We start from the raw sequence: 22,970 nt of genomic DNA, 5'->3' as shown, positions 1-22,970 counted from the left end.
TAAAGTCCTCTCGTCCGTCAGCCCACCGTTGCCCCGGATAGGGAGATACGTCGATGACAAGCGGACTAGCCCGGGTGACCGTCAACGCGCCCCGGCGACGGGTCGACGTGGCCCTGCCGGAACACGTCCCCCTGGCCGAGTTGCTGCCCGAGGTGCTTCGGCACGCCGGCGAGGGACTGGCCGACGACGGCGAACGGCACGGCGGCTGGGTGCTGCGACGCACCGACGGCGCGGTGCTGGCCACCGCCCAGGCGCTGTTGCCGCAGGGTGTGCGCGACGGGGAGGTGCTGCACCTCGTACCGGCCCGCGCCGAGTGGCCCGAGCTGGAGTACGACGACGTGGTCGAGGCGATAGTCGACGGCGCCAGGCGTCGGGGCGCCGCCTGGTCGGGCCGGGCCACCCGCGTGGCCGCGCTGGCCGGCGCCGGGGTGCCGCTGGCCGTCGGGCTGCTCGCCGTGGTCGCGTCCGGCCCCGGGCACCGCGACTGGCCGCTCGCCGCGGCGGTCGCCCTGATCCTGGTGCTCACCGCCACCGCCGCCTCCCGGGCGTACGGCGACGGCCCGGTGGGCACCACCCTGGGCGGGTACGCGCTGCCCTGGGCGGCGGCGGCCGGCGCGCTCGCGGTCGGTTCCGGCGACCCGGTCGGCCCGGTGCCGGGCGTGCGCTGGTTGGGCGCCCCCGAACTGCTCGTCGGCTCGTCGGCGTTGCTGCTGGTGGCGGTGCTCGGCCTGCTCGGCGTGGCCAGCCGGTCCCGGGTGTTCGTGGCCGGGGTGACCACCGGCCTGGCCGGCACGGCGGCCGCGCTGGGTGGGCTGCTGCTGGGCCCGTCCGGCACCGCGGCCGTGCTGCTGGCCGTGCTGGTGTTCGCGCTCGGCGGCCTGCCGTTGCTGGCCATCCGGGTGGGCAGGTTGCCGCTGCCACCGCTCACGCTGCCCAGCCCGGCCGGTGCCCGAGACCTGCCGGACCGCGGGCGGGTGCTGGCCGCGGTGGCCCGCGCCGAGGAGGTGCTGACCGGCATGCTGCTCGGGCACGCGGTGCTGGCCGTGGCGGCCACCGTGGTGCTCGTCGCCGTCGGCCGGACCGCCGGGCTGGTGCTGGCGGCCGTCACCAGCGGGGTGCTGCTGCTGCGCTCCCGGCTCTTCGTCGCCGTCCGGCACCGGGTGCCGGCCGTCGCCGCCGGGCTGGCCGGGTACGCCCTGCTCGGAGTGGCTCTCGCCGAACGCGCCGGGCCTGCTGGTCGGCTCGCGTTGACCGTGGGCGGGCTGGCCCTGGCCCTGATGGCGGCCATCGCCGGTGCCACGTACGCCCGACGTCCGGTCTCGCCGTACCTCGGTCGGTTGGCCGACCTGACCGATACCGCGCTCGTGGTCGCGGTCGTCCCGGTGGCCTGCGCGGTGCTCGACCTCTACGACCGGGCCCGTGCCCTGCTCACCTGAACACGCGAGGGCCCGGGCCGCACGTGGCGGCCCGGGCCCTCGGAAAGCGCGTTCGTCAGTGCAGCGTCTCGCCGCGCGCCTCGGCCTCCTTGGCCCGCCGGTACGACGCGACGATCTCGGCCTCGGCCTCGACCCGGCCGACCCAGGTGGCGCCCTCGACCGACTTGCCCGGCTCCAGGTCCTTGTAGACCTCGAAGAAGTGCTGGATCTCCAGCCGGTCGAACTCGCCCAGGTGGTGGATGTCGCGCAGGTGCTCCTGGCGCGGGTCCTCGTAGGGGACGCAGAGGACCTTGTCGTCGCCGCCCTTCTCGTCGGTCATCCGGAACATGCCGATGGTGCGGCAGCGGATCAGACAGCCGGGGAAGGTGGGCTCGGGCACGAGCACCAGCGCGTCGAGCGGGTCGCCGTCCTCGCCCAGGGTGCCCTCGATGAAGCCGTAGTCGGCCGGGTACTGCGTGGAGGTGAAGAGGGTGCGGTCCAGCCGGATTCGGCCGGTCGCGTGGTCCACCTCGTACTTGTTGCGGTGACCCTTGGGGATCTCAACCGTGACGTCGAAATCCATCTCCCACGCTCCCTCGTTTGCCCACGCTGGCTAACGGAAACCAGCGGCACGCCTGCCGGCCCGCGAGGAACGCCCCCCGCCGGCTCCGGCCGCCGCATAGTGTTCGGACCGAAGTAGTGTCGCCCAAGGCGATTTCGAGCGGGGGAGGAGGGGCCCGTGGGGAGGGAAGACTCACACTACCGCTCCGAAGGGGTTGACGGGCCGAGGTCCGTCGGTTCCGGCTCCGGTGGCGCCACCGGGCGGGTGTCCGTGCCGGGGGCGAACGTTCCCCGCCGTCCGGGACCGGCCACCGGCTCGGCCCGCGTCGGCCCGAGGGCGGCAGGTGTCCGTCGGGGGGACGGTCCGGCTCCGGTGGGACGGGTGTACCAGCCGGCCACCGCCCCGTCGGGCCCGCCCGGTCCGGGCCCGACGGCCCCGCCACCCCGTCCCGGCCCTCCGCCGCGCCGCCGCGCACTGGTCGGCGCGCTCGCCGGCGTGGTGGCGCTGGTGCTTGTGGTCACCGGGCTGGCCGTGCTGCGTCCCGGCCCGGTCGCCGGTTGGCTCGGTGACGTGGACGAGAGGGGCGGGGCGGCCGTCGCCGCGCCGCCCGAGCCCGACCCACCGGCCGTGCTGGCCGGACCGGACGGCAACGCCCCGCTGCCCACCGAGGCCGGCATCCGCGCCGCGCTGGACCCGCTGGTACGCGCCGTCGCCCTCGGTGACCGGGTGAACGTGTCGGTGGCGGACGTGACGACCGGCCAGGCGCTCTACGGGCGCGGCCAGGACGCCCTCACGGTGCCCGCGTCGGTGACCAAGCTGGCGACGGGGGTGGCCGTGCTCGCGGCGCGCGGCCCGGCCCACCGCATCCCGACCCGCGCGGTGGCCGGCGCGAACCCCGGCGAGGTGGTCCTGGTCGGCGGCGGTGATCCCACGTTGGCCGTGGGCAAGGACGGCTTCTACCCGGGCGCGGCCCGCCTGGACGACCTGGCCCGCCAGGTGCGCGCCGCGCTGGGCGGCACCGCGCCGACCAAGGTGATCGTCGACTCGTCGCTGTTCACCGGTCCGGTGTTCGAGCCGGGTTGGGACGCGGACATCCCGACCGGCGGCTTCGGCGCGGCGATCACCGCGCTGATGACCGACGGCGCCCGGAAGGACCCGGCGGAGGCACGCCGTACCGCCGAGGAGACCAACCACGCCGCCGAGCGGGTGCCGCAGCCCGACCTGACCGCCGGCCGGCAGTTCGCCAGGCTGCTCGGTCTCACCGGCGGCGCCGCGCAGGTGACGCGGGGCACCGCGCCGGCCGGCGGCGCGACGGGTACGGCCCCCGGCGCCGAGCTGGGCAAGGTCGAGTCCCTGCCGATGATCCGGCTGGTCGACATCATGATCAGCGACAGCGACAACGTGATCGCCGAGGCGATGGCCCGTCAGGTCGCGCTGGCCAAGGGCAAGCCCGGTTCGTTCGCCGGTGGGGCCGCGGGCACCGACCAGGTGCTCGGCGAGTTGGGGCTGCCGGCCGGGGAGATCAGCCTGGCCGACGGCAGCGGGCTGTCCCGCACCAACCGGATCAGTCCCTCGTTGCTCACCGACCTGATCAGGGTCGCCGGCAACGGCAGTCACCCCGAGCTGGCCGCGATCTTCGGCGGCCTGCCGGTCGGTGGCTGGTCCGGCACGCTGGGCGAGCGCTACCGGGCGCCGACGACCCGCCTCGGCGCGGGCGTGGTGCGGGCCAAGACCGGCACCCTGACCGGTGTGAACGCCATCGCCGGGACGGTGACCACCGCCGACGGCCGGCTGCTCACGTTCGCCGTGCTCACCGACCGGACCCAGGGGTCGCTGGACGAGACCCGGCAGGCGCTCGACCGGATCAGTTCCGCGCTGGCCGGGTGCGGCTGCCGCTGACCGACCGACGTCGATCCGCCGGCGCGAGCCGGGGTGGGGGTGTCGCGGCGCGGGTACGGTGGGGTCCATGGCGCAGTTCGTGGACTGGGATCTGGCCGCCGCGACAGCGGGGGCGCTGAGCAAGTCGGGCCCTCGGGTGTCGTACGCGGAAGCCACCGACGTGGTCGGTGACCTGCGTCGGCTGACCGAGGAGGCGGCCGGTCACGTCGCCGACTACACCGGGCTGCGGCCGCAGGTCGCCCATCCGCCGGTGCGGGTGGTCGACCGTCGGGACTGGGCGGCGGCGAACATCGCCGGGCTGCGTGAGGTGGTCAGCCCGCTTGTCGAGAGGCTCTCCGGCGACAAGCGTCCGGGGGCGCTCACCGAGGCGATCGGCTCCCGGCTCACAGGTGTGCAGGCCGGCACGATCCTGGCCTACCTGTCCGGCCGGGTGCTCGGCCAGTACGAGGTCTTCGCCGGTGACCCGGGCCAGTTGCTGCTGGTGGCGCCGAACATCCTCGAGGTGGAACGGAAGCTCGGCGCCGACTCGCGTGACTTCCGGCTCTGGGTCTGCCTGCACGAGGTCACCCACCGCACGCAGTTCACCGCGGTGCCGTGGATGCGCGGCTACTTCCTCGGCGAGGTGCAGGCGTTCGCGGACGCATCGCAGGCGGGTGAGCACCTGTTGGAGCGGCTGCGCCGCGGCGTCGCGACGCTCTCCGACGCGGTCAAGGACCCGGAGAGCCGGGCCAGCGTGCTGGACATCGTGCAGACCCCGGCGCAGCGGGCCGTGCTGGACCGGCTGACCGCGCTGATGACCCTGCTGGAGGGGCACGCCGAGTTCGTGATGGACGGCGTGGGCCCGGCGGTCATCCCCAGCGTCGAGTCGATCCGGGCGGCGTTCAACCGCCGCCGCGAGTCCGGCAACCCGGTGGAGAAGGCGATCCGGCGGCTGCTCGGCATCGAGGTCAAGATGCGCCAGTACGCGGAGGGCCGCGCGTTCGTGCACGGGGTCGTCGACCGGGTGGGGATGGCGGGCTTCAACCGGATCTTCTCGTCCCCGCTCACGCTGCCCCGCCTGAACGAGTTGGGTGATCCGGGCGCCTGGGTGTCCCGGGTGCACGGGCCCGCCGGTGCCACCCCGACCGCCGGCTGATCCGACCGCCGCCGCCCGGTCGCCGGCACCCGCTCGGTCCGTGGCGGCCGTGCGGCTGGCCGTACGCCGGGCGCTGACCGGGCTGTCCGGGACCGGGCCGGTGCTGGTGGCCTGCTCGGGTGGGCCGGACTCGCTCGCGCTCGCCGCGGCCGCCGCGTTCGTGGCGCCCCGCCTCGGGCGCGGGGCCGGCCTCCTCACCGTCGACCACCGCCTGCAACCGGGCTCGGCCGCGCGCGCCGAGGCGGTCGCCGGCTGGGCGCGCGCGACCGGGCTCGACCCGGTGGAGGTGCTCACGGTGCGGGTGCAGGGGCGGTCCGGTGGGCCCGAGGCGGCCGCCCGCGCGGCCCGCTACGAGGCGCTGGTCGAGGCCGCCCGCCGCCACGACGCCGCCGGGGTGCTGCTCGGGCACACCCGCGACGACCAGGCCGAGACGGTGCTGCTGGCCCTGGCGCGGGGCGCCGGGCCGCGCGGGCTGGCCGGGATGCCTGCGCGGCGTGACCTCGACGGGGTGCCCCTGGTGCGCCCGCTGCTCGACGTCGCGCGTGCGGACACCCGGGACGCCTGCGCGGCGCTCGCGCTCGACCCGTGGGCGGACCCGCACAACGCCGACCCCGCGTACGCGCGGGCCCGGGTCCGCGCGGACGCGCTGCCGGCGCTCGTCGACGCGCTCGGTCCGGGGGTGGTGGCGAACCTGGCCCGGACCGCCCGGCTGCTCGCGGCCGACACGGCCGCGCTCGACGCGCTGGCCGACGCCGCGCTGGCCGACGTCCGGGTCGGGGAGCGCGGGCTGTCGGTGGACGGGCTGGCCGCGCTGCCGGCCGCGGTCCGCACCCGGGTGCTGCACGCCTGGGCGCGGGAGCTGGGCGCCGCGCCGGCCGCGTTGTCCCACAGGCACGTGGCGGCGCTGGACGCGCTGGTGACCGACTGGCACGGCCAGGGTGCGGTGCACCTGCCCGGCGGCCGCCCGGTACGCCGGCACGGCGGCAACCTCACCGTCTGACCGGTCACCGACCCGGCCGGGAGGGTCGTTCGGGCGGGAGGATCGTTCGGGCGGGGACCGGACGTCAGGCGTCGACGCGTTCGCGGAACGTTGTCCGGTAGGCGATCGGGGTGGTGCCGACCCGGCGGGTGAAGTGGTGCCGCAGCGCCGCCGCGTCGCCGAAACCGGCCTGCCCGGCGATGCTCTCCACGGTCAGTGAGGTGTCCTCCAGCAGCCGCCGGGCCAGCAGTACGCGCTGGTTGGTCAGCCAGTCGTGCGGGGTGGTGCCGGTCTCGGCGCGGAACCGGCGGGCGAAGGTGCGCGGGGTCATCCCGGCGCGGGTGGCCAACTCGTCCACGGTGACCTGGCGGCCGAGGTGTCCCATCAGCCACTCCAGTACCGGTTCGAGGGTGGGCGCCTCGGGTGTCTTGGGGATCGGCGCCTCGACGTACTGGGACTGGCCGCCGTCGCGGTGTGGCGGCACCACCATGCGTCGGGCCAGGCGGGTCGCCACCGCCGAGCCGTGTTCCTGCCGGACCAGGTGCAGGCAGGCGTCGATGCCGGCGGCGGTGCCGGCGCTGGTGAGCAACCGGCCGTCCTGCACGTAGAGCGAGTTGCACCGGACCCGGGCCGACGGGTGGCGCCGCTGGAGTTCGTCGACGTACCGCCAGTGCGTGGTGCAGTCGCGCGCGTCGAGCAGTCCGGCCGCGCCCAGCACGAACGCGCCGGCGCAGACGCTGAGCAGCCAGGCGCCCCGGTCGGCGGCGCGGCGCAGCGCGGCGAGCACCGGCGCGGGCACCGGTGCGCCGTCGGCGTGTGCGGGCACCGCCACCAGGTCGGCGTCCTCGACCGGGGTCAGGTCGGCGGTGGGGAGCAGGGCGAAGCCGGAGCGGCTGCGCACCGGCCCGCCGTCGGCGGTGCACACGTCGAACCGGTAGCCGGGGAAACCGTCGGCGGTGCGGTCGGTGCCGAACACCTCGGCGAGCACGCCGAGTTCGAACGCGGCGACCTCGTCCAGGGCGATGACGGCTACCGAGCGGAGCATGTGACGAGGGTAACCCCACGGGTGGCAGGAAATCGATGCCCAATGACATTCCTGCCACTGTTCGCATCGATCGAAGGCTCGCAGACTCGATGGTGCCCGGTGCGCACCGGCGGCGAAAACCGTCTCGACCACGTGAAAGCGAGCGCCGTCATGACCGGTCTGCTGTTCCTGCTCTTCCTGTTCCTGCTCGTCGGTGCCAGCGCCCTCGGGCTCACCGCGGACACCCACGACTCGGCCGACTGGAAGCCGAGCGACGACGGGCAGCGCTGGCGCTCCCGCACCCGCTGAGGTGATTTGTTCACTACGCGCCAAAAATCCCCGGCGGGACCGCGCCAAAAGCGGCGGCCCCGCCGACGGCGGCCAACTGGCGTACGGCAGGCTAGGAGCATGGCTGACGGCTCCTGGTACGACGCCGACATCGACCACGTGATCATCTCCGAGGCGCAGATCCGCGACAAGACCGCGGAGCTGGCCAAGCAGGTCTCGGCGGACTACGCGCACGTTGAGGACGGCCTCCTGCTCGTCTGCGTGCTCAAGGGCGCGGTCATGTTCATGGCCGACTTCGCCCGCGCGCTGGGCCGCCAGGGTCCACCCGCCGAGATGGAGTTCATGGCCGTCTCGTCCTACGGCCAGGGCACCACCTCGTCCGGCGTGGTCCGCATCCTCAAGGACCTCGACCGGGACATCGCCGGCCGGCACGTGGTCGTGGTCGAGGACATCGTCGACTCCGGCCTGACCCTGTCCTGGCTGCTGCGCTACCTGGAGTCGCGCTCGGCGGCCAGCGTCGAGGTGGTCGCCCTGTTCCGCAAGCCGGACGCGGTGAAGGTGCAGGTCCCGGTGAAGTACGTCGGGTTCGACATCCCCACCGAGTTCGTCGTCGGCTACGGCCTGGACTTCGGCGAGCGCTACCGGGAGGTGCCCTACGTCGGGGTGCTCAAGCCCGAGGTGTACGCCCGGGCGTGACCCCCGTCGAGGCGTTCGTCAGCGGACATTCAGCGGGCTCTCAGCCGCCCGGTCTACGGTAGGAACCGGTGACGTGGAGGCACCCTTCACGCCCGACCCGGCGAGCCGCGTGACCGTGCGGCACGAGCGGGTCGGGTGGGAGCTCCCCGGCACCCCGGCCCAAACCCGATTTCGCCCTACGCGTAAGCGGCGGGCTCGCAAGCTCCGCACACGGTCGTACGGCGATGCCGAATGTGTCCGACTGCGGGGCTCGCGAGCTCACGTGTCGCGCGCACGGTGTACCGTCGAATGACCGTGGTGCGTGAGTTCGCGTACCCCGGGGGTCGGGCCGGCCCGCACGGCGGCCACGGCCGCCGCCCGAGGCGGCGACACCATTCAGACGGTCAGGACGTCGATCAGGAGGATGCGGGCGTCTCGGCGCCCGACGACAGTATGGAACGTACGCGTTTCTTCCGCCGACCGGTGGTCTGGATCATCCTGGTCATCCTCGGCGCCGTTGTGCTCAGTCAACTGTTCACCGCTGGTCCCAGCTACCACCGGGTGGACACGTCCGTCGCGCTTGAACAGCTCACCAAGGGCGGCATCGAGAAGGCTGTCTTCCAGGACAAGGAGCAGACGCTCCAGCTCGACCTGAAGGACAAGGCCAAGTTCGGCGACGACACCACCACCGACAAGATCGAGGCGCAGTTCCCGTACGAGGTCGGCGGCCAGGTCTGGAACCAGGTGCGCGAGGCCGAGGCGGCGGACCGGATCACCGGCCCGGTCGACACCGAGGTGTCGTCGGACAGCATCTGGGTCAGCCTGCTGGTGAACCTGCTTCCCATCGCGCTGCTCGTGCTCCTGCTGCTGTTCTTCATGTCGCAGATGCAGGGCGGCGGCTCCCGGGTGCTCAACTTCGGCAAGTCCAAGGCGAAGATGATCACCAAGGACACGCCGAAGACCACGTTCGCGGACGTGGCCGGTGCCGACGAAGCCGTCGAGGAGCTGCACGAGATCAAGGACTTCCTGCAGAACCCGGCGAAATACCAGGCCCTGGGCGCCAAGATCCCGAAGGGCGTGCTGCTGTTCGGGCCGCCCGGTACCGGTAAGACGCTGCTCGCCCGCGCGGTGGCCGGCGAGGCCGGGGTGCCCTTCTACTCCATCTCCGGTTCCGACTTCGTCGAGATGTTCGTCGGTGTCGGCGCCAGCCGGGTCCGTGACCTGTTCGAGCAGGCCAAGTCGAACGCGCCGGCGATCGTCTTCGTCGACGAGATCGACGCGGTCGGCCGGCACCGCGGCGCCGGCATGGGCGGCGGTCACGACGAGCGGGAGCAGACGCTCAACCAGCTCCTGGTCGAGATGGACGGCTTCGACACCAAGGGCGGGGTCATCCTGATCGCCGCCACCAACCGGCCGGACATCCTCGACCCGGCGCTGCTGCGCCCGGGCCGGTTCGACCGGCAGATCCCGGTCGACGCCCCCGACATGGAGGGCCGCAAGGCCATCCTGCGGGTGCACGCCAAGGGCAAGCCGTTCGCGCCCGACGTCGACCTCGACGCGGTCGCCAGGCGTACCCCCGGCTTCAGCGGCGCCGACCTGGCCAACGTGATCAACGAGGCCGCGCTGCTCACCGCCCGCAAGGAACAGCGGGCGATCACCAACGACTCGCTGGAGGAGTCGATCGACCGGGTGATCGCGGGTCCGCAGCGCCGGACCCGGGTGATGAGCGACCAGGAGAAGAAGATCACCGCGTACCACGAGGGTGGGCACGCGCTCGTCGCCTGGGCGTTGCCGCACGCCGCGCCGGTGCACAAGGTGACCATCCTGTCCCGGGGTCGCTCGCTGGGTCACACGCTCGTCCTCCCCACCGAGGACAAGTACACCCAGACCCGGGCCGAGATGATCGACACCCTGGCGTACGCGCTCGGCGGCCGGGCGGCCGAGGAACTGGTGTTCCACGAGCCCACCACGGGCGCCGGCAACGACATCGAGAAGGCCACCCAACTGGCCCGCGCGATGATCACGCAGTACGGCATGAGCTCCAAGCTCGGTGCGATCAAGTACGGCACCAGCGGCGACGAGCCGTTCCTCGGCCGGAACATGGGCCACGAGCGGGACTACTCCGACGTGGTGGCCGCCGAGATCGACGGCGAGATGCGTGCGCTGATCGAGCTGGCCCACGACGAGGCCTGGGAGATCCTGGTGGAATACCGGGACATCCTGGACAACATGGTCCTGGAGCTGATGGAGAAGGAAACCCTCTCCACCGCCGACATGGCCCGGATCTGCGCCCGGGTCGTCAAGCGTCCGCCGATGGCGCCCTACCACGGCTTCGGCAAGCGCCAGCCCTCCACCGAGCCGCCGGTGCTCACCCCGGCCGAGAAAGAGGCGTTGAAGGCGCAGGCCCAGGCCGACGGCGCCTCGGTCGGCTGGCCCAGCAACAACTCGGACGGTACGCACTGAACAGCAGCAACCCGACGGCCGGCTCCCACGAACGGGAGCCGGCCGTCTCCGCGACCGAGCCGGACGGCGACGACGCCCTCGACTACGTGGCCGCCCGCCTGATCAGCGGCAGACTGACCGGCGGCCCGGTGGAGGACAACGTCGACCTGCCCCGCATCGAGAAGGCGGTCCGCGAGATCCTCATCGCGGTCGGCGAGGACCCGGACCGTGACGGCCTCCAGCAGACACCGGCCCGGGTCGCCCGCGCGTACGCCGAACTCTTCGCCGGCCTGCGGGTCGACCCGGCGCAGGTCCTCCGCACCACGTTCGAGGCCAACCACGACGAGCTGGTGCTCGTCCGGGACATCGACGTGATGAGCCTCTGCGAGCACCACCTGCTGCCGTTCAGGGGCAGCGCGCACATCGGCTACATCCCCGGGCCGGACGGCCGGATCACCGGCCTGTCCAAGCTGGCCCGGCTGGTCGAGGTGTTCGCCCGCCGACCGCAGGTGCAGGAGCGGCTCACCTCGCAGATCGCCGACCTGTTGATGTCCACCCTCGCCCCGCGCGGCGTCATCGTGGTGCTGGAGTGCGAACACATGTGCATGGCCATGCGCGGCATCCAGAAGTCCGGCGCGAAGACCATCACCTCGGCGGTCCGCGGCGGTCTGCAGAAGGACGCCAAGTCGCGGGCCGAGGCGATGACCCTGATCATGGCCCGCTGACCCGAGCCACCGACGGCCGCCGGCCCAACCGCACTGACCGGCCCCGCCGTCAGACCGGCAGCATCGCCAGCAGCAACCCCGCGGTGGTGAGCACCGCCGGGACCAGGCACACCAGGGCGCCGAAACGGGCCGTCCGGTCCACCCGGTCGCTCGGACGCGGCCGGAAGACCCGCCCCACCGCCAGCCAGCCCAGCATGAACGCGACCGCCGGCAGCGGCAGCCCCACCAGCAGTGCCGCCACGGTCGCCGGGCCCGAGCCCGCCACCGCGTACACGGCGAGCTGGAGCAGCGGCACCACAAGCGCCAGCGGCCCGTACACCAGCAGGTTGCGGGGCCGCACCGGCCAACGTGCCAGCCGCGGCAGGCCACGCGCGGCCAACGTGTCGTCCGCCGCGTCCGCCCAGTCCCGACCCGCGCGCAGACCCGCCAGCACGGCAGACGGCCCCGCCGCCATCGACCGGGCCGCCGCGGCCACCTCCGGCGGCGTCGGAACCAGCGACATCGCCGGTACGCCCAACTCCCGCAGCCGCGACTGCTGCGGCGCCAGCCGCCCGCGTACCGCGGTCAGCTCCTCGCGGGCCGCCGCCACCGACCGTGCCTGCTCCCCGGCGGCGGTCGCCGCGGCCCGGCGTACCCCGTCGAGCTGCCGGGCAGCCGCGACGTACTCCGCCCAGGCCGACTCGGCCGGGTCCACCGCCGTGGTCGGGCCGCCCGTCCGTGGGCCGGGCACCGTCGTGCCGGTCTCACTCATACCGACCCCTCCCCGGCGCCGAAGGGCACGAACACAGTGCCCTGCTCGTCCGGGCCGTCCCAGAGCACCGCGCGACCCGGACGGGGGCGCCACCACACCGGACGGTCGAACAACTGTTCCAACCGGCCGCCGGGCACGTCGGTGACCGCCACCGCGGTCACCTTGTCCACCTCGCCCTCCGGCCCGAGCAGCCCGGCCAGCGCAACCGGCGTACGCCACCAGCCGAGCAGGTGCCGGCCGCCCGGCGGACCGTCCAGCAGCAGCGACCGCAGCAGCTCCGGCGGCAGCTCGGCGGCGTCCGGCACGTCGAGCCCGAACACCACCAGATAGCCCGGCTCGTCCGACGCCAGGGCCGCCCGCAACCCGGAGGCGTCGACCGTCTCCACCCGGTGCCGTCCGGCCAGCTCGGCGGCGAGCACACCGGCCGGCTCGACCGACCCGTTCGCCAGCGGCGCCACCACGAACCGGCCCGCGCCCTGATGCGCCGCCGCCGTGCTGCGTACCGCCGTGACCAGCAGCCGCTCGGCCTCCTCGTCCCGGCCCAGGACGGCCAGGTTGCGACCGGCGCCCGGCCCGAGCGGCACCGCCACCGTGCTCCGCCGGACGTCCACCGCCCGGCCCAGCAACGCGGCCGGGGCGTGGGCGCGACCGGCGAGCGCCGCCCGGTGCCGGGGATCGTTCGCCAGCAGCGGACGCGCGTAGCCGGCGAACACCACAGGTGGCATCGTCGACTCCGCCCGCGCCTCCCACAGCCGCCGGCGCAGGTCGGCGAGGACCTCCGGGTCCTCGAACGGGTCCGGGAAGCGAATCATCCGCTCGTGTCCCCGGGTCGCGCCGCGCGGACCGCCCAGCCCACCCGCCGTGTTCACCACCGCGCTGCCCACCGGCAGGCCGGCCGCCGAGTCGTTCGCCGGTTCCAACACCGCCGAACCGCCGGGCAGCGCCACCCGCACCGGGAACTGACCGAGCAGCGGATCACGCGGACCGCCGATGCCCAGGTCACCCTCGCCGGCCAGGACGAGGTGGATACCGTACGACCGGCCGGCCCGGGCCAGCGCGTCCAACCGGGCCAGCAGGTCGGCGGCGAGCCGGTCCCGCTCGCGCAGCAGCAACGGGAAGTTGTCGATCACGCAGACGATCCGGGGCAGCGTCTGATGCTGCCGCAGCTCGGTGTAGCGCTGTCCGCCGGCCCGCCGGGACGCCTCCTCGCGGCGGCGCAACTCCGCCTCCAGCTCAGCGAACAGATCCGCCACGTACTCCCGATCGGCGGCCATCCCGGCGGCGCGCACCTGCGGCACCCAGGAACGATCCCGCTCGGTCTGCAGGAACTCCACGAAGGACTCGCCGTCGGCCAGGTCCGTCAGGTAGAGCAGCAGCTCGTCCGGGCCGTACCGGGCGGCGAGCCCGAACAACGCGTCGGTGAGGAACGCCGACCGGCCCGCCTGTCCCCGACCGCTGACCAGCCAGTGCGGCGTCAGCTCGGTGAAGGCGAGGCTGACCGGGCGCCCGGCCGCGTCACCCACGGTGGTGCTGAGACCGTCCACCGAGCCGGCCGTCCAGAGCCCCTCCGTGGGCAGCAGGTCCCCGAGGGACAACCGGGAACCGTCCTCGATCTGCCGGGCCAACCGCCGGCACACCTCGGCGACCAGATCCGTCGGCGGGTCCTCGTCCAGGAACACAGGCGAGTTCAGCCCGCCCGGCGACTCCGCTCCCGGGCTGCTGAAACCGGCGCCGGGCGGGTCGCCGACAAGCGCGTACGCGGTGCGGACGGTCAGCGGCGTGGCCCGGGGCAGCGGACTGCCGACCGGCCAGCCGGCGACCACCAGGTGCAGTCCGGCCCGTGGTCCATCCTCGGCCAGGCCGGCGAGCCGGTCCAGGTCGGCGGTGGTCGTACCCTCTGGCAGTTCCGCCACCACGAGCAGCAGCGTGCGGTCGTGCCCGCGCTGGCGGGGCGTCCCGGCGGCCACCCACTGCTCCGCCTCGGCCAGCACGGCACGCATCCCGGCCAGGTCGGTGGCCGGCGGGGGCAGCAGACCGGCGTCGGCGAGCGGTGCGTACCCGGCGAACGTCCCCCCGCCGTCGACCGCCCGGGCCAACAGCGCGCCGGCCGGGGTCGCCGCGAACAGACGCAGCAGCAGTGCCCGGAGCAGCCCGGCCACCCGCGGGTCCGACGCGTCGGCGTCCACACTCAGGTGACCGGCGCCGAGCAGCGGCACCAGCGCGGGGAAGCGGGCGTCGTCGAGCGGGGCGGCCGCACCCACGCGGACCAGCGGCGGGAGCCCGTCACCAGGCGGCAACGCCACCGTCAACGCCCCCATGGGCTCGCCGGCCCACCCCGGTGCCGCCCGCTCGGCAGCGTCCCGCAGGCGCTCCGCCAACTCGTACTGCCGGTGGTGGTCGGCGGGAGCCGGCCGGATCTCGTCGAGGATGCCCGCCGCGGCGGTCGCGGCGGCCTCGGCCCGGCGGTGCAGGGCGGCGGCCCGACCGGCGCGTGCCTTCGCAGTCGCCACCGCGTCCACCTCTCTTCCCGAGGCCGACATTCCTCCCCGAGGTGTGACGGTAACCCAGCCGGCGGCCGTCCACCGGGATGCGCGTCGGCGCGGTGAGCTGCTCGGCGGTGAGCACCCTCACCCCACCGCCGGTCGGCGCCCGCCCGGCGGTTCGCCACGATCGGCCGCTTCTGGGCATTGGGTACGAGCGGCGCAGCCGATAGCCTCAGGAGGTGGAATCAGTGCAGCCCTCCGCCGGTTCCCAGGTGTCCCGAGTACCGGCGCAGCGGACCCCGCCGGAGCAGATGGCGCCCCCCGCGCCCGCTCCCGCTCCGGTACGCCCCAGGCGCCCGCTGCGCACCGTGCTGGCGGTGGTCGCCGGGGTGGTGGCGCTGTTGTGCGTGGGCGGCGGGGTGACCGGATTCTTGCTGTACGACCGCGCGACCGCCCCAGACCGAAGCTCACCGGAAGTCGCGGTCGCCAGTTATATCCAGTACTTCTTCGTTCAGCGCAACGATGCGAAGGCTGCTGAGTTCGTATGCAAGGGCATGGCCAAGCTTGAGCAGGTGCAATCCCTTCGCGATGACCTCGTTGCGCGGGAGCAGCGGTTCCAAACGACGATCTCCACCAGCTGGGAGAACCTCACTGTCGAGCAAGAGGATGACAAGGCCCAGGTGCGGGTTGACCTGGTGATTTCAGCTTCGGTGGATGGAATTCGACAGGGCGATCGCCAAGGCTGGGTATTCGAAACGACGCGTGAGAGCGGCTGGGGCGTCTGCGCGGCCCGACGTACTGGTTAGCTGCCCTATTCGAGCCACAACAGGTGCACCGGGACCTCCAGGGTGGTCGGCGCCTGACCGCGCCAGGCCCAGCGGTACCACTCCAACTCCGGTGCCACCCGGACGCAGATGTCGGCGTCCGCGCCGGAGTACGCCTCGGTGACGGCGCGCAGGTCACGCCGTTCCACGCCCTCGTCCACGTGCACGACGCGTCGCCCGGTCACCGCGTCGGCGTCGACGACCGGGGTGGGCGGACGACGGGTGGGCACGTCCAGCGACACCAGCCGGAGACCCGAGCCGGATGCGGCAACCGCGGGGTGGTGTTCGCCGACGGTTTCCACCCAGACCCGTTCCACAGGCACCAGGGGCGCGAACACCTCCACCTGTTCGGCCTCGGCCCGATACCACTCGTGTTCCGGGATGACCGGCACGTAGGTGCGGCTGCCCTGCACCACGCGCTCGTCGGCCCGCAGGTCGCCACGCCAGCCGAGGCCGGGCAACCCCACCAGCACCCGCCGGCCGCGCAGTTCGACGCCACCGGTGGCCGGCAGGGTCTCGACCGGGCGCGGCGGCAGCGGCGCCCAGTCCGGCCGGTCGGCGAAGGGATCGGGCAGCGGGTTGCTCATGCGCCCGTCACTCGGTCCCGCCGAGGGGGGCACCCCGCTTGCGCATGAACGGCACCGGGTTCTCGGCGCCGTTGCTGGACCGGTCGCTGCCGTGGTGCACCTCGAAGTGCAGGTGCGGGCCGGAGGAGTTGCCGCTGCTGCCGGAGAGCCCGATCTCCTCACCGGCTGCGACCTGTTGGCCCGGGGTCACCTTGGGCTGTTGGACCATGTGGCAGTAGCGGGTGATGAACCCCCCGGCGTGCAGGATGTCCACGAACCACCCGCAGCCGCCCTTGTTCGGCCAGCCGTCCCGGTCGCAGTCCCGCCGCCCGGAGCGGTCGGGGTCGCAGCGGGCCACCAGCACCCGGCCGGCCGAGGCGGCGTGGATCGGGGTGTGCTTGGCGGCGGCCAGGTCCACACCCTGGTGGCTCGGCCGGGCGGTGGTGCGGAAACCGGAGACGACCCCGCCCGGCAGCGGCGCGGTCCAGCCGGAGGCGGCGATCCGGGCCCCGGCGGCGGCGTCGCAGACCGCCTTGCCGGCGATCTCCACGGTCCGGGCGGCGCCGCCGGCGAGCGCGTCGACGATGCTCCCGGCCACCTCCTCGTGCTTGGCGTAGGCGTCGGGGTACGCGCTCACCTGGACCCTCTGGGCCACGACGGTGAGGGGGCGCTGCTGCCAGTTCGGCACGTTCGCCATCTTCTGGTAGAACTTGCGGGCCGCATACGAGGGCGTCATCCGCTGCTCGATGGTGCCCCAGCCCGGCCGCTGCTGGAACAGGCCGAGCGAGTCGTGGTCCGCACCGACCCCCTCGTGCGGCAGGGCGAGCGACGCCGGGATGGTGCTGTTGGCCAGGTTGCGCAGCGCGGATTCCTGCATCGCGGTGGCCAGTGCGATCACCCAGCCGCGGGCCGGGAGTTTCATGTCCTGGCCGACCTTGATGATGACGGCGGCGTTGCGGAGCTGGCCCTCGCCGTAGTCGGCGAAGCGCGGCATGTCCCCGGTCAGGTTCACCTGGTAGGTGGGGTCGCAGTTCAGCGCGGCGAGCGTCGGGTCGTCCCGGTCGCCGCCCAGCTCGGTGAGGAGGAAGGCGCCGGCACCGCCGACGCAGCAGAGCATGGCGAGCACCGTCGTGACCGCGGCGGCGAGGACGCCGACCCGCACCTTCCGTCGCACCTGCCCGCCGGGGAGCCCACCCGCGCTCATGGCCGCTCCCAGTCGACCGCGTCCACCAGCCACGGGCCGTCCGGCGCGACCAGCTCAAGCCGGAGCGTGCCGTTGTCCAGCGGCACCATGACCTCCACGAAGGACTCGGTGCGCGGCCGGAGCGTCGGGGGGCCGGTGGTCCGTCGTGCGGGCACGGTCTCCGGGTCGGCGCCTGTCATCTTCTCGGCCAGCGCGGCTGTGGAGAGCGGCCGGAGTCGGGACTGCCACGCGGCGCCGGTGCTGCCCGGGCCGGTCAGCCAGGCCGTGGCGAACCTTCCGGCGACCTGCTCCGGGGTGGCCTCGCCCGGGCGGATCCGCGGGGCGGCCGCGGTGGGCGGGCTGGCGAGCACACCGTCGTCGCCGGCCTCTGGGTCCACGGTGCCGACCGGCTGGCTGGGGCGGGCGGTCAGGCCGAGGCCCGAATCGCCCGGCCCGGAGACCAGGCGGGTCCCGCCGATCACCCCGATGACCACGACGGCGATCACCAGGGCGATACCGAGGCGGGACCGGAGGACCCGGGTGAAGAGGAGTTCCAGCGCCCGTCGCACCGGTCTCACCGAGCCTCGGAGCGGATGCGCGGCGCGGGCCGGGCCGGCGAGGTGTCACGGTTCGCCGAGTCCGGCCGGTAGACGGCGTAGGACGGCACTTCCTCGGGCACGTCCGGTTCCGTCCAGGTCGACGGCGCGCGGCGGGGCCGCGGTGCGGTCGCGGGCCGGGCGCCGGAGCGCTCGCCCGCAGGCGTCTCCTCCGGTCGCCCCCGGCCGTCCGGCCGGTCCCGTTCGGCCGGCCGTTCCCGTGCGGCCGAGGTGGCGCTGTGCGCCGGGTCCTCGTGCCGGGCCTCCGGCCGGAGACGGCGATGGTCGGCCGTCACGGTGCGGAGACGGCCGATCGCCGGCTCGTTGGTGCCGCCGGGTTCCGCCACGTCCAACCGGGCGGCGACCCGCATGTCCCGGAAGAAGCGGCGGTGCCAGGAACCGGCCGAGCTGACCGCCTCACTGCTGTCCTTCCCGCCGAGCTGGGTGATCCGGCGGTAGGGCCGCAGCAACAGCCAGCCCACCACGCCGCAGAGCCAGACCAGGACCACCTGGAGCCAGCCGGGCAGCGTGGCGGTGTTCATGATCAGGTCGACGGCGAGGAGATAGATCGCGGCGCCGGTGCCGAAGATGGCGATGTTGAACACCGCGGCGACCACCGCGTTCGCCAACCGCCGGAGACCGGCGCTGGCCGGGCGCATCAACCCCACCGTGCCGAGGATGGGCGCGGCGATCACCGCCCACCGGAAGATCAGGAAACCGAGCAGCACGAGCAGCGACGCGGTCAGGTCGAACATCGCGAAGAGCACCGCGGCCAAAACGGCGATGAACCCGGCGCCGATCCGGTCCATGTCCCGGGTGCCCTGGAGGTACTCGTACGCCTCCGGGTCCTCCGACTTGATCTGTTCGGCCACCCGGGCCCACTGCTGCTGCTTTCCCTTGATCACGACGTCACGGGTCGTGGGATTGGCGCGAATAGCTTGTGTTTCGCCCCAAGTCAGGGACTTGGCGTCGTAGAGAGCCGGGCCGTACTTCTTCGCGGTCTCACTGTCGGCCGAGCCGAGCACACCCCGCAGCCAGTTCCGGTAGAGCATCGTCTCGGTCGCGGTGTCGCTGGCCCGCACCGCGGGCGGGCGCTTGTCCACGCAGGCACTCGGGTTCGGCAGCACGCACTTGTCCGGCGGGATGTCCTTCGCGGACGGGCCGACCGCGTCGTGCACCACGCCCAGCGTGGTGATCAACGTGCCGTCCGCGAGATTCGCGGACTTCACCGGCCAGGCGGCCAGCGCGGTGACCGCCACCATCACCAGCAGGGCCCAGCCGGCGGTGGTCATCGCGTTGCTCATGTCCGACTGGCGGGAGCGCCACAGCAGGTAGAGGCCGACCACGCAGACGGTGATGATGCCGAAGACGCTGAACACCTTCTGGTAGACGGCCTTGGTGGCCTGCTCCACGAGCGGGTCCGCCCAGCGCCACATCGTGCGCGGGTCCCAGGCGCGCTCACGCAGCGCGTTCGACGCGCCGATCACCGCGTTGGCGAACATGAACTCGCCGTTGGCGACCATGGTGGTGAAGCGGTAGTCCGGATGGAGCACGGAGGAGGCGCAGCCGCCGTCCACGTCGTACGTGTTGTAGCTGTAACCGGCGTATCCGTAGTCGCTGTAGAGGCCCTTCGGGCCGGGCTCCTTCGCGGAGTCGGGCCGGGACGCGAACCACCCGGCGAGCCCCGAGTCCGGTGCCGCGGGCACCGGGGCGTTGCGGCACTCGACCTGGTCCTCGCTCACCGCCTTGAGCCGGCCGACGCAGGAGCGGAAGTCGGCCTGCCACTCCTTGGTGCTGCACAACTCGGCCCGCGCCTGGGTGACCGGGCCGGCGGCGTACGCGGGTGTGGCCCCGCCGATCACCGGCCAGGAGATCGTGGCCCCGGCGAGTACGCCGAGCGCGAGGAGGAGCGCCGTGATCCGTGCCCGGGCCCTCGCCATGTCACGCCTCCAGATCAGCCAGGACGGTCGGCAGTTGCCCGGCGACCTGGGCGGCCGCGGCGGGGGTGGTGTCCAGGTGCTTCAGCAGCCCGTCGACGTACGACACGTCGACCCGGACCTTCTGCACGCGTCCGTCGACGTCGCGCATGACGAACTCGCGGAAGCCGAGCCGGTTGGCCGATCCGCTGTCGGCCTGGGAGAGCGAGGCCAGTGTGGCTTCGTATCCGTCGTCGACCGGCACCCGTAGCAGCCGCAGTGCCTCGGAGGCGATCTCGCTGTCCTCGGCGATGCGGCCGACGAAGACGGTGGAGACGAGGTTCTGCACGTCGAGGCCGAGGATGTCCTTCGGGTTCTGCGAGGCGACGAGCGCGGCCAGGTTCCACTTGCGGGAGTCGCGGGCCAGCCGGACCAGGAACGAGCGACCGGAGCGCCAGCCCTCCATGAAGTGCGCCTCGTCGAGGCCGACGAGCTTGCGGGAGGACATCGAGCCGCCGTAGCAGCGACGCACGGCCAGCCGGTGCGCGGTGTGCAGCATCGGCAGCGCGAGCGCCTCCTCGGCCGACCAGTACTCTCGTTCGATCTTGAGGTCGGGCAGCCGGAGACCGGCCATGGTGATGACGGTGAGCGCCGCGCCGGCGCCGAGCAGGCCCTCCGGCGGCCGGCCGAAGAAGAGCATGGCCAGCGGCATCTCGGCGGTGTCGAGAAGCAGGTGGGCCAGCTCCCGGCCGGCGTCGTCGTCGAGCCCTTGCAGGCAGGTGACCACGTCGTCGAGCGTGGAGGTCTCCTCGGCGGGCACCTGGCGGACCGCGTGCCGGAACAGCGTGGCGGTGGACGCCTCCCGGGCCACCTGCGGTGGCACCAGCATCATGCAGATGTCCTGCACCAGCATCCGGCGTTCGGCGCGGGCGTTGGACACCGCGATCTCGAACTCGCGGTCGCCGGCCGCGCCGGGGCCGAACTCGCTGCGCAGCGGCGTCGGGATCAGCGCGTACGGCGCCAGCGTGCCCTGCTCGGAGCCGGTCAGGTTGAGCACCCGCGAGTACGGGGCCAGCTCCGGCATGGCGCAGAGCCGGGCCAGCGGGCCGGACGGGTCGAGCAGGGTGACCTGGACACCGCGTCGCGCGGCCAGGTAGCCCAGCGCGCCGAGCAGTGTGGACTTGCCACCGCCCGGCTCGGCGACGAATACGGCCAGGCCGGAGCGTTCGCGCACCTCCATCGGGAAGTGCAGGTCGAGGAAGACCGGCCGGCGGCAGGTGCCGGCGGTCCGGCCGATCAGGTCGCCGCGCCGGTCGCCGACGGTGGACGCGGCCTGCGGCAGCGCGGCGGCGAGCAGGTTGACCGGCATCCGCCGGACGTAACCGGTGTTGGCGATCGGCTCGCCGGGGATGAACTCGCGGGCCAGCCAGTCCTGGTTCTTCGGGTGCTGGAGAGAGATCCGCAGCTCGCGGGAGTAGAGCTGGATGAGCCGGCGGGCCCGTTCCAGGCACTCTTCCCGGGTGCGGCCGCCGACGGCGATCCGGTGCCAGCCGTGGGCCCGCGCCGAGTCCACCGGCAGGCCGGTGGTCATCTCGTCGCCGATCACCAGCGCGCGCTTGGCCAGGCGTTCCAGCTCGGGCGGGGCGTCGATGCCGTGCTCGGCGTAGTCGAGCTGCTGGGAGCGGATCATCCGGAGCCGGTGTTCGAGGTTCCGGAAGGAGTCGTTGGGGCCGAGGATGTCGACCCGGGTGGACAGCTCCATCGGCCACGGCAGCCGCTCGTGGAAGTGCAGCCAGGGCTCGTGCCGCTCGGGGATCTCCAGCGGCTCCATCCGGCCGACCGCGAGCACGGCCACGTGGCGTTCCTCGCCGGTCATCCGGTTGACCAGCTTGACCGTGGAGCCGTAGGGGGTGCGGTAGCGCTCGACCTGTTCGGTGAGGGCCAGCAGGTCGCCGCGTTCCCACCGGCCGTTGGTGATCGGGGACAACACGCCGGGCGGCGCCATGCACAGCGCCACCGAGCGGTAGAGCAGCCATTCCAGCTCGGGCGCGGTGACCCGCCGGCCGCGCATGCCGAACGCGCCGAGGACCTCGTCGAACTGCTCGACGGTGCGGCTGAGCCGCCGCCGCTCGCCGTCGGCGGTGCCCCGGCCGAACGTACGCAGGATGCGTTCGGTGAGCGAGTCGCCGAGGGACCGGCGGGCGAAGGTGACGCCCAGGTAGGTCTGACCCTCGGCGTGGTTGACCGACATCAGGTGCCGTTGGGCGGCGACCAGGTGGTCGGCCCAGCCGGTGGTGCCGGGCACGTCGGGCAGGGGGGCGGCGGTGTGCGTGTCGATGGTGCGGGCCCACTCGTCGGCCGGGAAGGGCCGGGTGGTGCGGCGCAGGTGCAGCCGGAAGCCGGCGAGGCCGGCGTACTGCTCGGAGATCGCCGAGAGCAGCGCCTCCCGCTCGGCGTCGGGCCGGAACGCCCAACGCACCTCGGGCAACCAGTACCAGGCGGTGACGGTGTTGGGGGTGAAGGTGAGGTGGCCGGCGATCTCGGTCACGGCCAGCTCGACCGACGGGTCCCGATCCCCGAACTTGATCTTCGGGGCGCGGATGCGGGCGGGCTTGGCCGGCTGGTTCCGGCGTTGCGCCGCGCGTTGCCGGGACGGTGCGACCTCCCGGTGGGACGGGGAGTCCACCTCCCGGGCCGGCGCCGGCCCGATCGCGAGCGGATCGTGCCGGTCGGGCTCGGGCAAACGCGGGTCGGCGCGGTGGGCGGAGAGTTCGGCCGGCGTCGGCGCGACCGCCGACTCGTGGACCGGCTCGGGCTCGGCAGGGGGCCGCAGTACGGGCAGCCGGTCGCCGGCCTGCTGCGGCACCCGGTTGCGGGCGGCCGGCGGCGGTGCGAACACGGCGGGCGGGTCGGGCAGCGGCGCCTCGATCGCCGGAGGCGCGGCGAGGGCCGGGGGCAGGGCCTGCGCCGGGGGCGCGGCGGGCAGCGCCGGCCCGGCGTGCGCCCGGGGTTCGGCGCGCGCCGGCGCCGGCCGGGGACGCCCGACCGGGCGTACGCCGGGGACCGGCTCCCGGGTCGGCGGCTCCGGCTCGACCCGCGGTGTGACCGGCTCGACCGGGGCGGCGTGCTGGTGCGGGATCGGCAGGGCGTCCCGGCCCACACCGCGCCGGGGCGGCGCCACCACCGGTTCCACGGGCATCGGCGAAGGGGCGGCCGGCGCGGGTCGCCGGCCCCGGGGCTGGGCACCGCCGAACAGGTCGAGGAAGGGCGAGTCGATGTCGCCCTCGGGGCGTACCGGCTCGCGGGGCGTCAGCGGGCGCGGCGGCTGGAAGACGCCGACCTGGCCGTGCCCGGGGCTCGTGACGAGCGCCGGGTCCAGGACGACCTCGTCCAACTCCTCGTCCGGCGGGTAGTCGAACGATCGCGCACGGTTACCGCTGGCCCCGGCCGGACGCCCGGCCGGGGAACCCGGCGTGGAAGAGCGACTCATGCGACCGCCTCACCCGA

At 73.9% G+C, this 22,970-nt stretch carries 18 protein-coding genes; 9 read left to right on the top strand and 9 right to left on the bottom strand.

Annotation, left to right across the window (positions count from 1 at the left end; translation table 11 throughout):
• The first annotated feature begins 53 nt into the window (after positions 1–53).
• Entirely contained in the window at positions 54–1,436 is a 1,383-nt protein-coding gene (gene eccD / locus ACLQ2X_RS14890; RefSeq protein ID WP_425681598.1) for a type VII secretion integral membrane protein EccD, read from the top strand.
• 55 nt (positions 1,437–1,491) lie between these two features.
• Here eccD and ACLQ2X_RS14885 read toward each other — a convergent pair whose 3' ends face one another.
• Positions 1,492–1,998 carry an inorganic diphosphatase gene (locus tag ACLQ2X_RS14885; RefSeq protein WP_425681597.1) on the bottom strand — a complete coding sequence of 169 codons (507 nt, stop codon included), beginning with the start codon at positions 1,996–1,998 and terminating at the stop codon, positions 1,492–1,494.
• Between the two features lie 453 nt (positions 1,999–2,451).
• On the opposite strand from ACLQ2X_RS14885, the gene dacB reads away from it, so the two are divergent.
• The 3 genes from dacB to tilS all read left to right on the top strand — a co-directional run bounded on the left by dacB (position 2,452) and on the right by tilS (position 6,011).
• Positions 2,452–3,876, top strand: a complete 1,425-nt coding sequence (gene dacB, locus ACLQ2X_RS14880) for a D-alanyl-D-alanine carboxypeptidase/D-alanyl-D-alanine endopeptidase (protein WP_425681694.1) — start codon at positions 2,452–2,454, stop codon at positions 3,874–3,876.
• A 67-nt stretch (positions 3,877–3,943) separates the two neighbouring features.
• A complete protein-coding gene (locus tag ACLQ2X_RS14875; RefSeq protein WP_425681596.1) occupies positions 3,944–5,011 on the top strand; it encodes a zinc-dependent metalloprotease in 1,068 nt (355 codons plus the stop codon).
• Between the two features lie 49 nt (positions 5,012–5,060).
• On the top strand, positions 5,061–6,011 hold the full coding sequence (gene tilS / locus ACLQ2X_RS14870; protein WP_425681693.1) for a tRNA lysidine(34) synthetase TilS: 951 nt from the start codon (positions 5,061–5,063) through the stop codon (positions 6,009–6,011).
• A 64-nt stretch (positions 6,012–6,075) separates the two neighbouring features.
• Here tilS and ACLQ2X_RS14865 read toward each other — a convergent pair whose 3' ends face one another.
• A complete protein-coding gene (locus tag ACLQ2X_RS14865) occupies positions 6,076–7,035 on the bottom strand; it encodes a GlxA family transcriptional regulator (RefSeq protein ID WP_425681595.1) in 960 nt (319 codons plus the stop codon).
• Positions 7,036–7,185: 150 nt separating this feature from the next.
• Between ACLQ2X_RS14865 and ACLQ2X_RS14860 the strand changes: the two genes are divergently transcribed.
• The 4 genes from ACLQ2X_RS14860 to folE all read left to right on the top strand — a co-directional run bounded on the left by ACLQ2X_RS14860 (position 7,186) and on the right by folE (position 11,144).
• Positions 7,186–7,323: a hypothetical protein gene (locus ACLQ2X_RS14860; protein ID WP_425681594.1), complete on the top strand. Its 138-nt coding sequence runs from the start codon at positions 7,186–7,188 to the stop codon at positions 7,321–7,323.
• A 99-nt stretch (positions 7,324–7,422) separates the two neighbouring features.
• A complete protein-coding gene (gene hpt / locus ACLQ2X_RS14855) occupies positions 7,423–7,998 on the top strand; it encodes a hypoxanthine phosphoribosyltransferase (protein ID WP_425681593.1) in 576 nt (191 codons plus the stop codon).
• Between the two features lie 432 nt (positions 7,999–8,430).
• Positions 8,431–10,440 (top strand): ATP-dependent zinc metalloprotease FtsH, encoded by a 2,010-nt coding sequence (gene ftsH, locus ACLQ2X_RS14850; protein WP_425681592.1) that lies wholly within the window; start codon positions 8,431–8,433, stop codon positions 10,438–10,440.
• Positions 10,441–10,526: 86 nt separating this feature from the next.
• A complete protein-coding gene (gene folE, locus ACLQ2X_RS14845) occupies positions 10,527–11,144 on the top strand; it encodes a GTP cyclohydrolase I FolE (RefSeq protein ID WP_425681591.1) in 618 nt (205 codons plus the stop codon).
• 49 nt (positions 11,145–11,193) lie between these two features.
• Here the strand turns inward: folE and ACLQ2X_RS14840 are convergent, their stop codons facing one another.
• Together ACLQ2X_RS14840 and ACLQ2X_RS14835 are read right to left on the bottom strand one after the other, a co-directional pair.
• Positions 11,194–11,895, bottom strand: coding sequence for a hypothetical protein (locus ACLQ2X_RS14840; RefSeq protein ID WP_425681590.1), 702 nt, complete (start codon positions 11,893–11,895; stop codon positions 11,194–11,196).
• Positions 11,892–14,414: an FtsK/SpoIIIE domain-containing protein gene (locus ACLQ2X_RS14835; RefSeq protein WP_425681589.1), complete on the bottom strand. Its 2,523-nt coding sequence runs from the start codon at positions 14,412–14,414 to the stop codon at positions 11,892–11,894. The genes ACLQ2X_RS14840 and ACLQ2X_RS14835 overlap by 4 nt, the downstream gene beginning before the upstream one ends.
• Before the next feature lie 212 nt (positions 14,415–14,626).
• Here ACLQ2X_RS14835 and ACLQ2X_RS14830 point away from each other — a divergent pair, with 212 nt between their 5' ends.
• A complete protein-coding gene (locus ACLQ2X_RS14830; protein WP_425681692.1) occupies positions 14,627–15,184 on the top strand; it encodes a hypothetical protein in 558 nt (185 codons plus the stop codon).
• Between the two features lie 5 nt (positions 15,185–15,189).
• Here ACLQ2X_RS14830 and ACLQ2X_RS14825 read toward each other — a convergent pair whose 3' ends face one another.
• The 5 genes from ACLQ2X_RS14825 to ACLQ2X_RS14805 are packed head-to-tail and all read right to left on the bottom strand — an operon-like array spanning position 15,190 to position 22,953.
• Entirely contained in the window at positions 15,190–15,789 is a 600-nt protein-coding gene (locus ACLQ2X_RS14825) for a hypothetical protein (RefSeq protein ID WP_425681588.1), read from the bottom strand.
• Between the two features lie 7 nt (positions 15,790–15,796).
• Positions 15,797–16,972, bottom strand: a complete 1,176-nt coding sequence (locus tag ACLQ2X_RS14820) for a M23 family metallopeptidase (protein WP_425681587.1) — start codon at positions 16,970–16,972, stop codon at positions 15,797–15,799.
• On the bottom strand, positions 16,969–17,529 hold the full coding sequence (locus tag ACLQ2X_RS14815; RefSeq protein WP_425681586.1) for a hypothetical protein: 561 nt from the start codon (positions 17,527–17,529) through the stop codon (positions 16,969–16,971). Before ACLQ2X_RS14815 ends, ACLQ2X_RS14820 begins: the two co-directional genes overlap by 4 nt.
• Complete coding sequence (locus ACLQ2X_RS14810) at positions 17,526–19,487, bottom strand: MFS transporter (protein ID WP_425681585.1); 1,962 nt, start codon at positions 19,485–19,487, stop codon at positions 17,526–17,528. Before ACLQ2X_RS14810 ends, ACLQ2X_RS14815 begins: the two co-directional genes overlap by 4 nt.
• A 1-nt stretch (position 19,488) precedes the next feature.
• Positions 19,489–22,953, bottom strand: coding sequence for an ATP-binding protein (locus tag ACLQ2X_RS14805; protein ID WP_425681584.1), 3,465 nt, complete (start codon positions 22,951–22,953; stop codon positions 19,489–19,491).
• Positions 22,954–22,970 lie beyond the last annotated feature (17 nt).

Origin of the sequence: Micromonospora sp. DT31, assembly GCF_049841795.1 — a bacterium.
Taxonomy (GTDB): Bacteria; Actinomycetota; Actinomycetes; order Mycobacteriales; family Micromonosporaceae; genus Micromonospora.
This window is presented reverse-complemented; position numbering and strand designations above follow the sequence as displayed.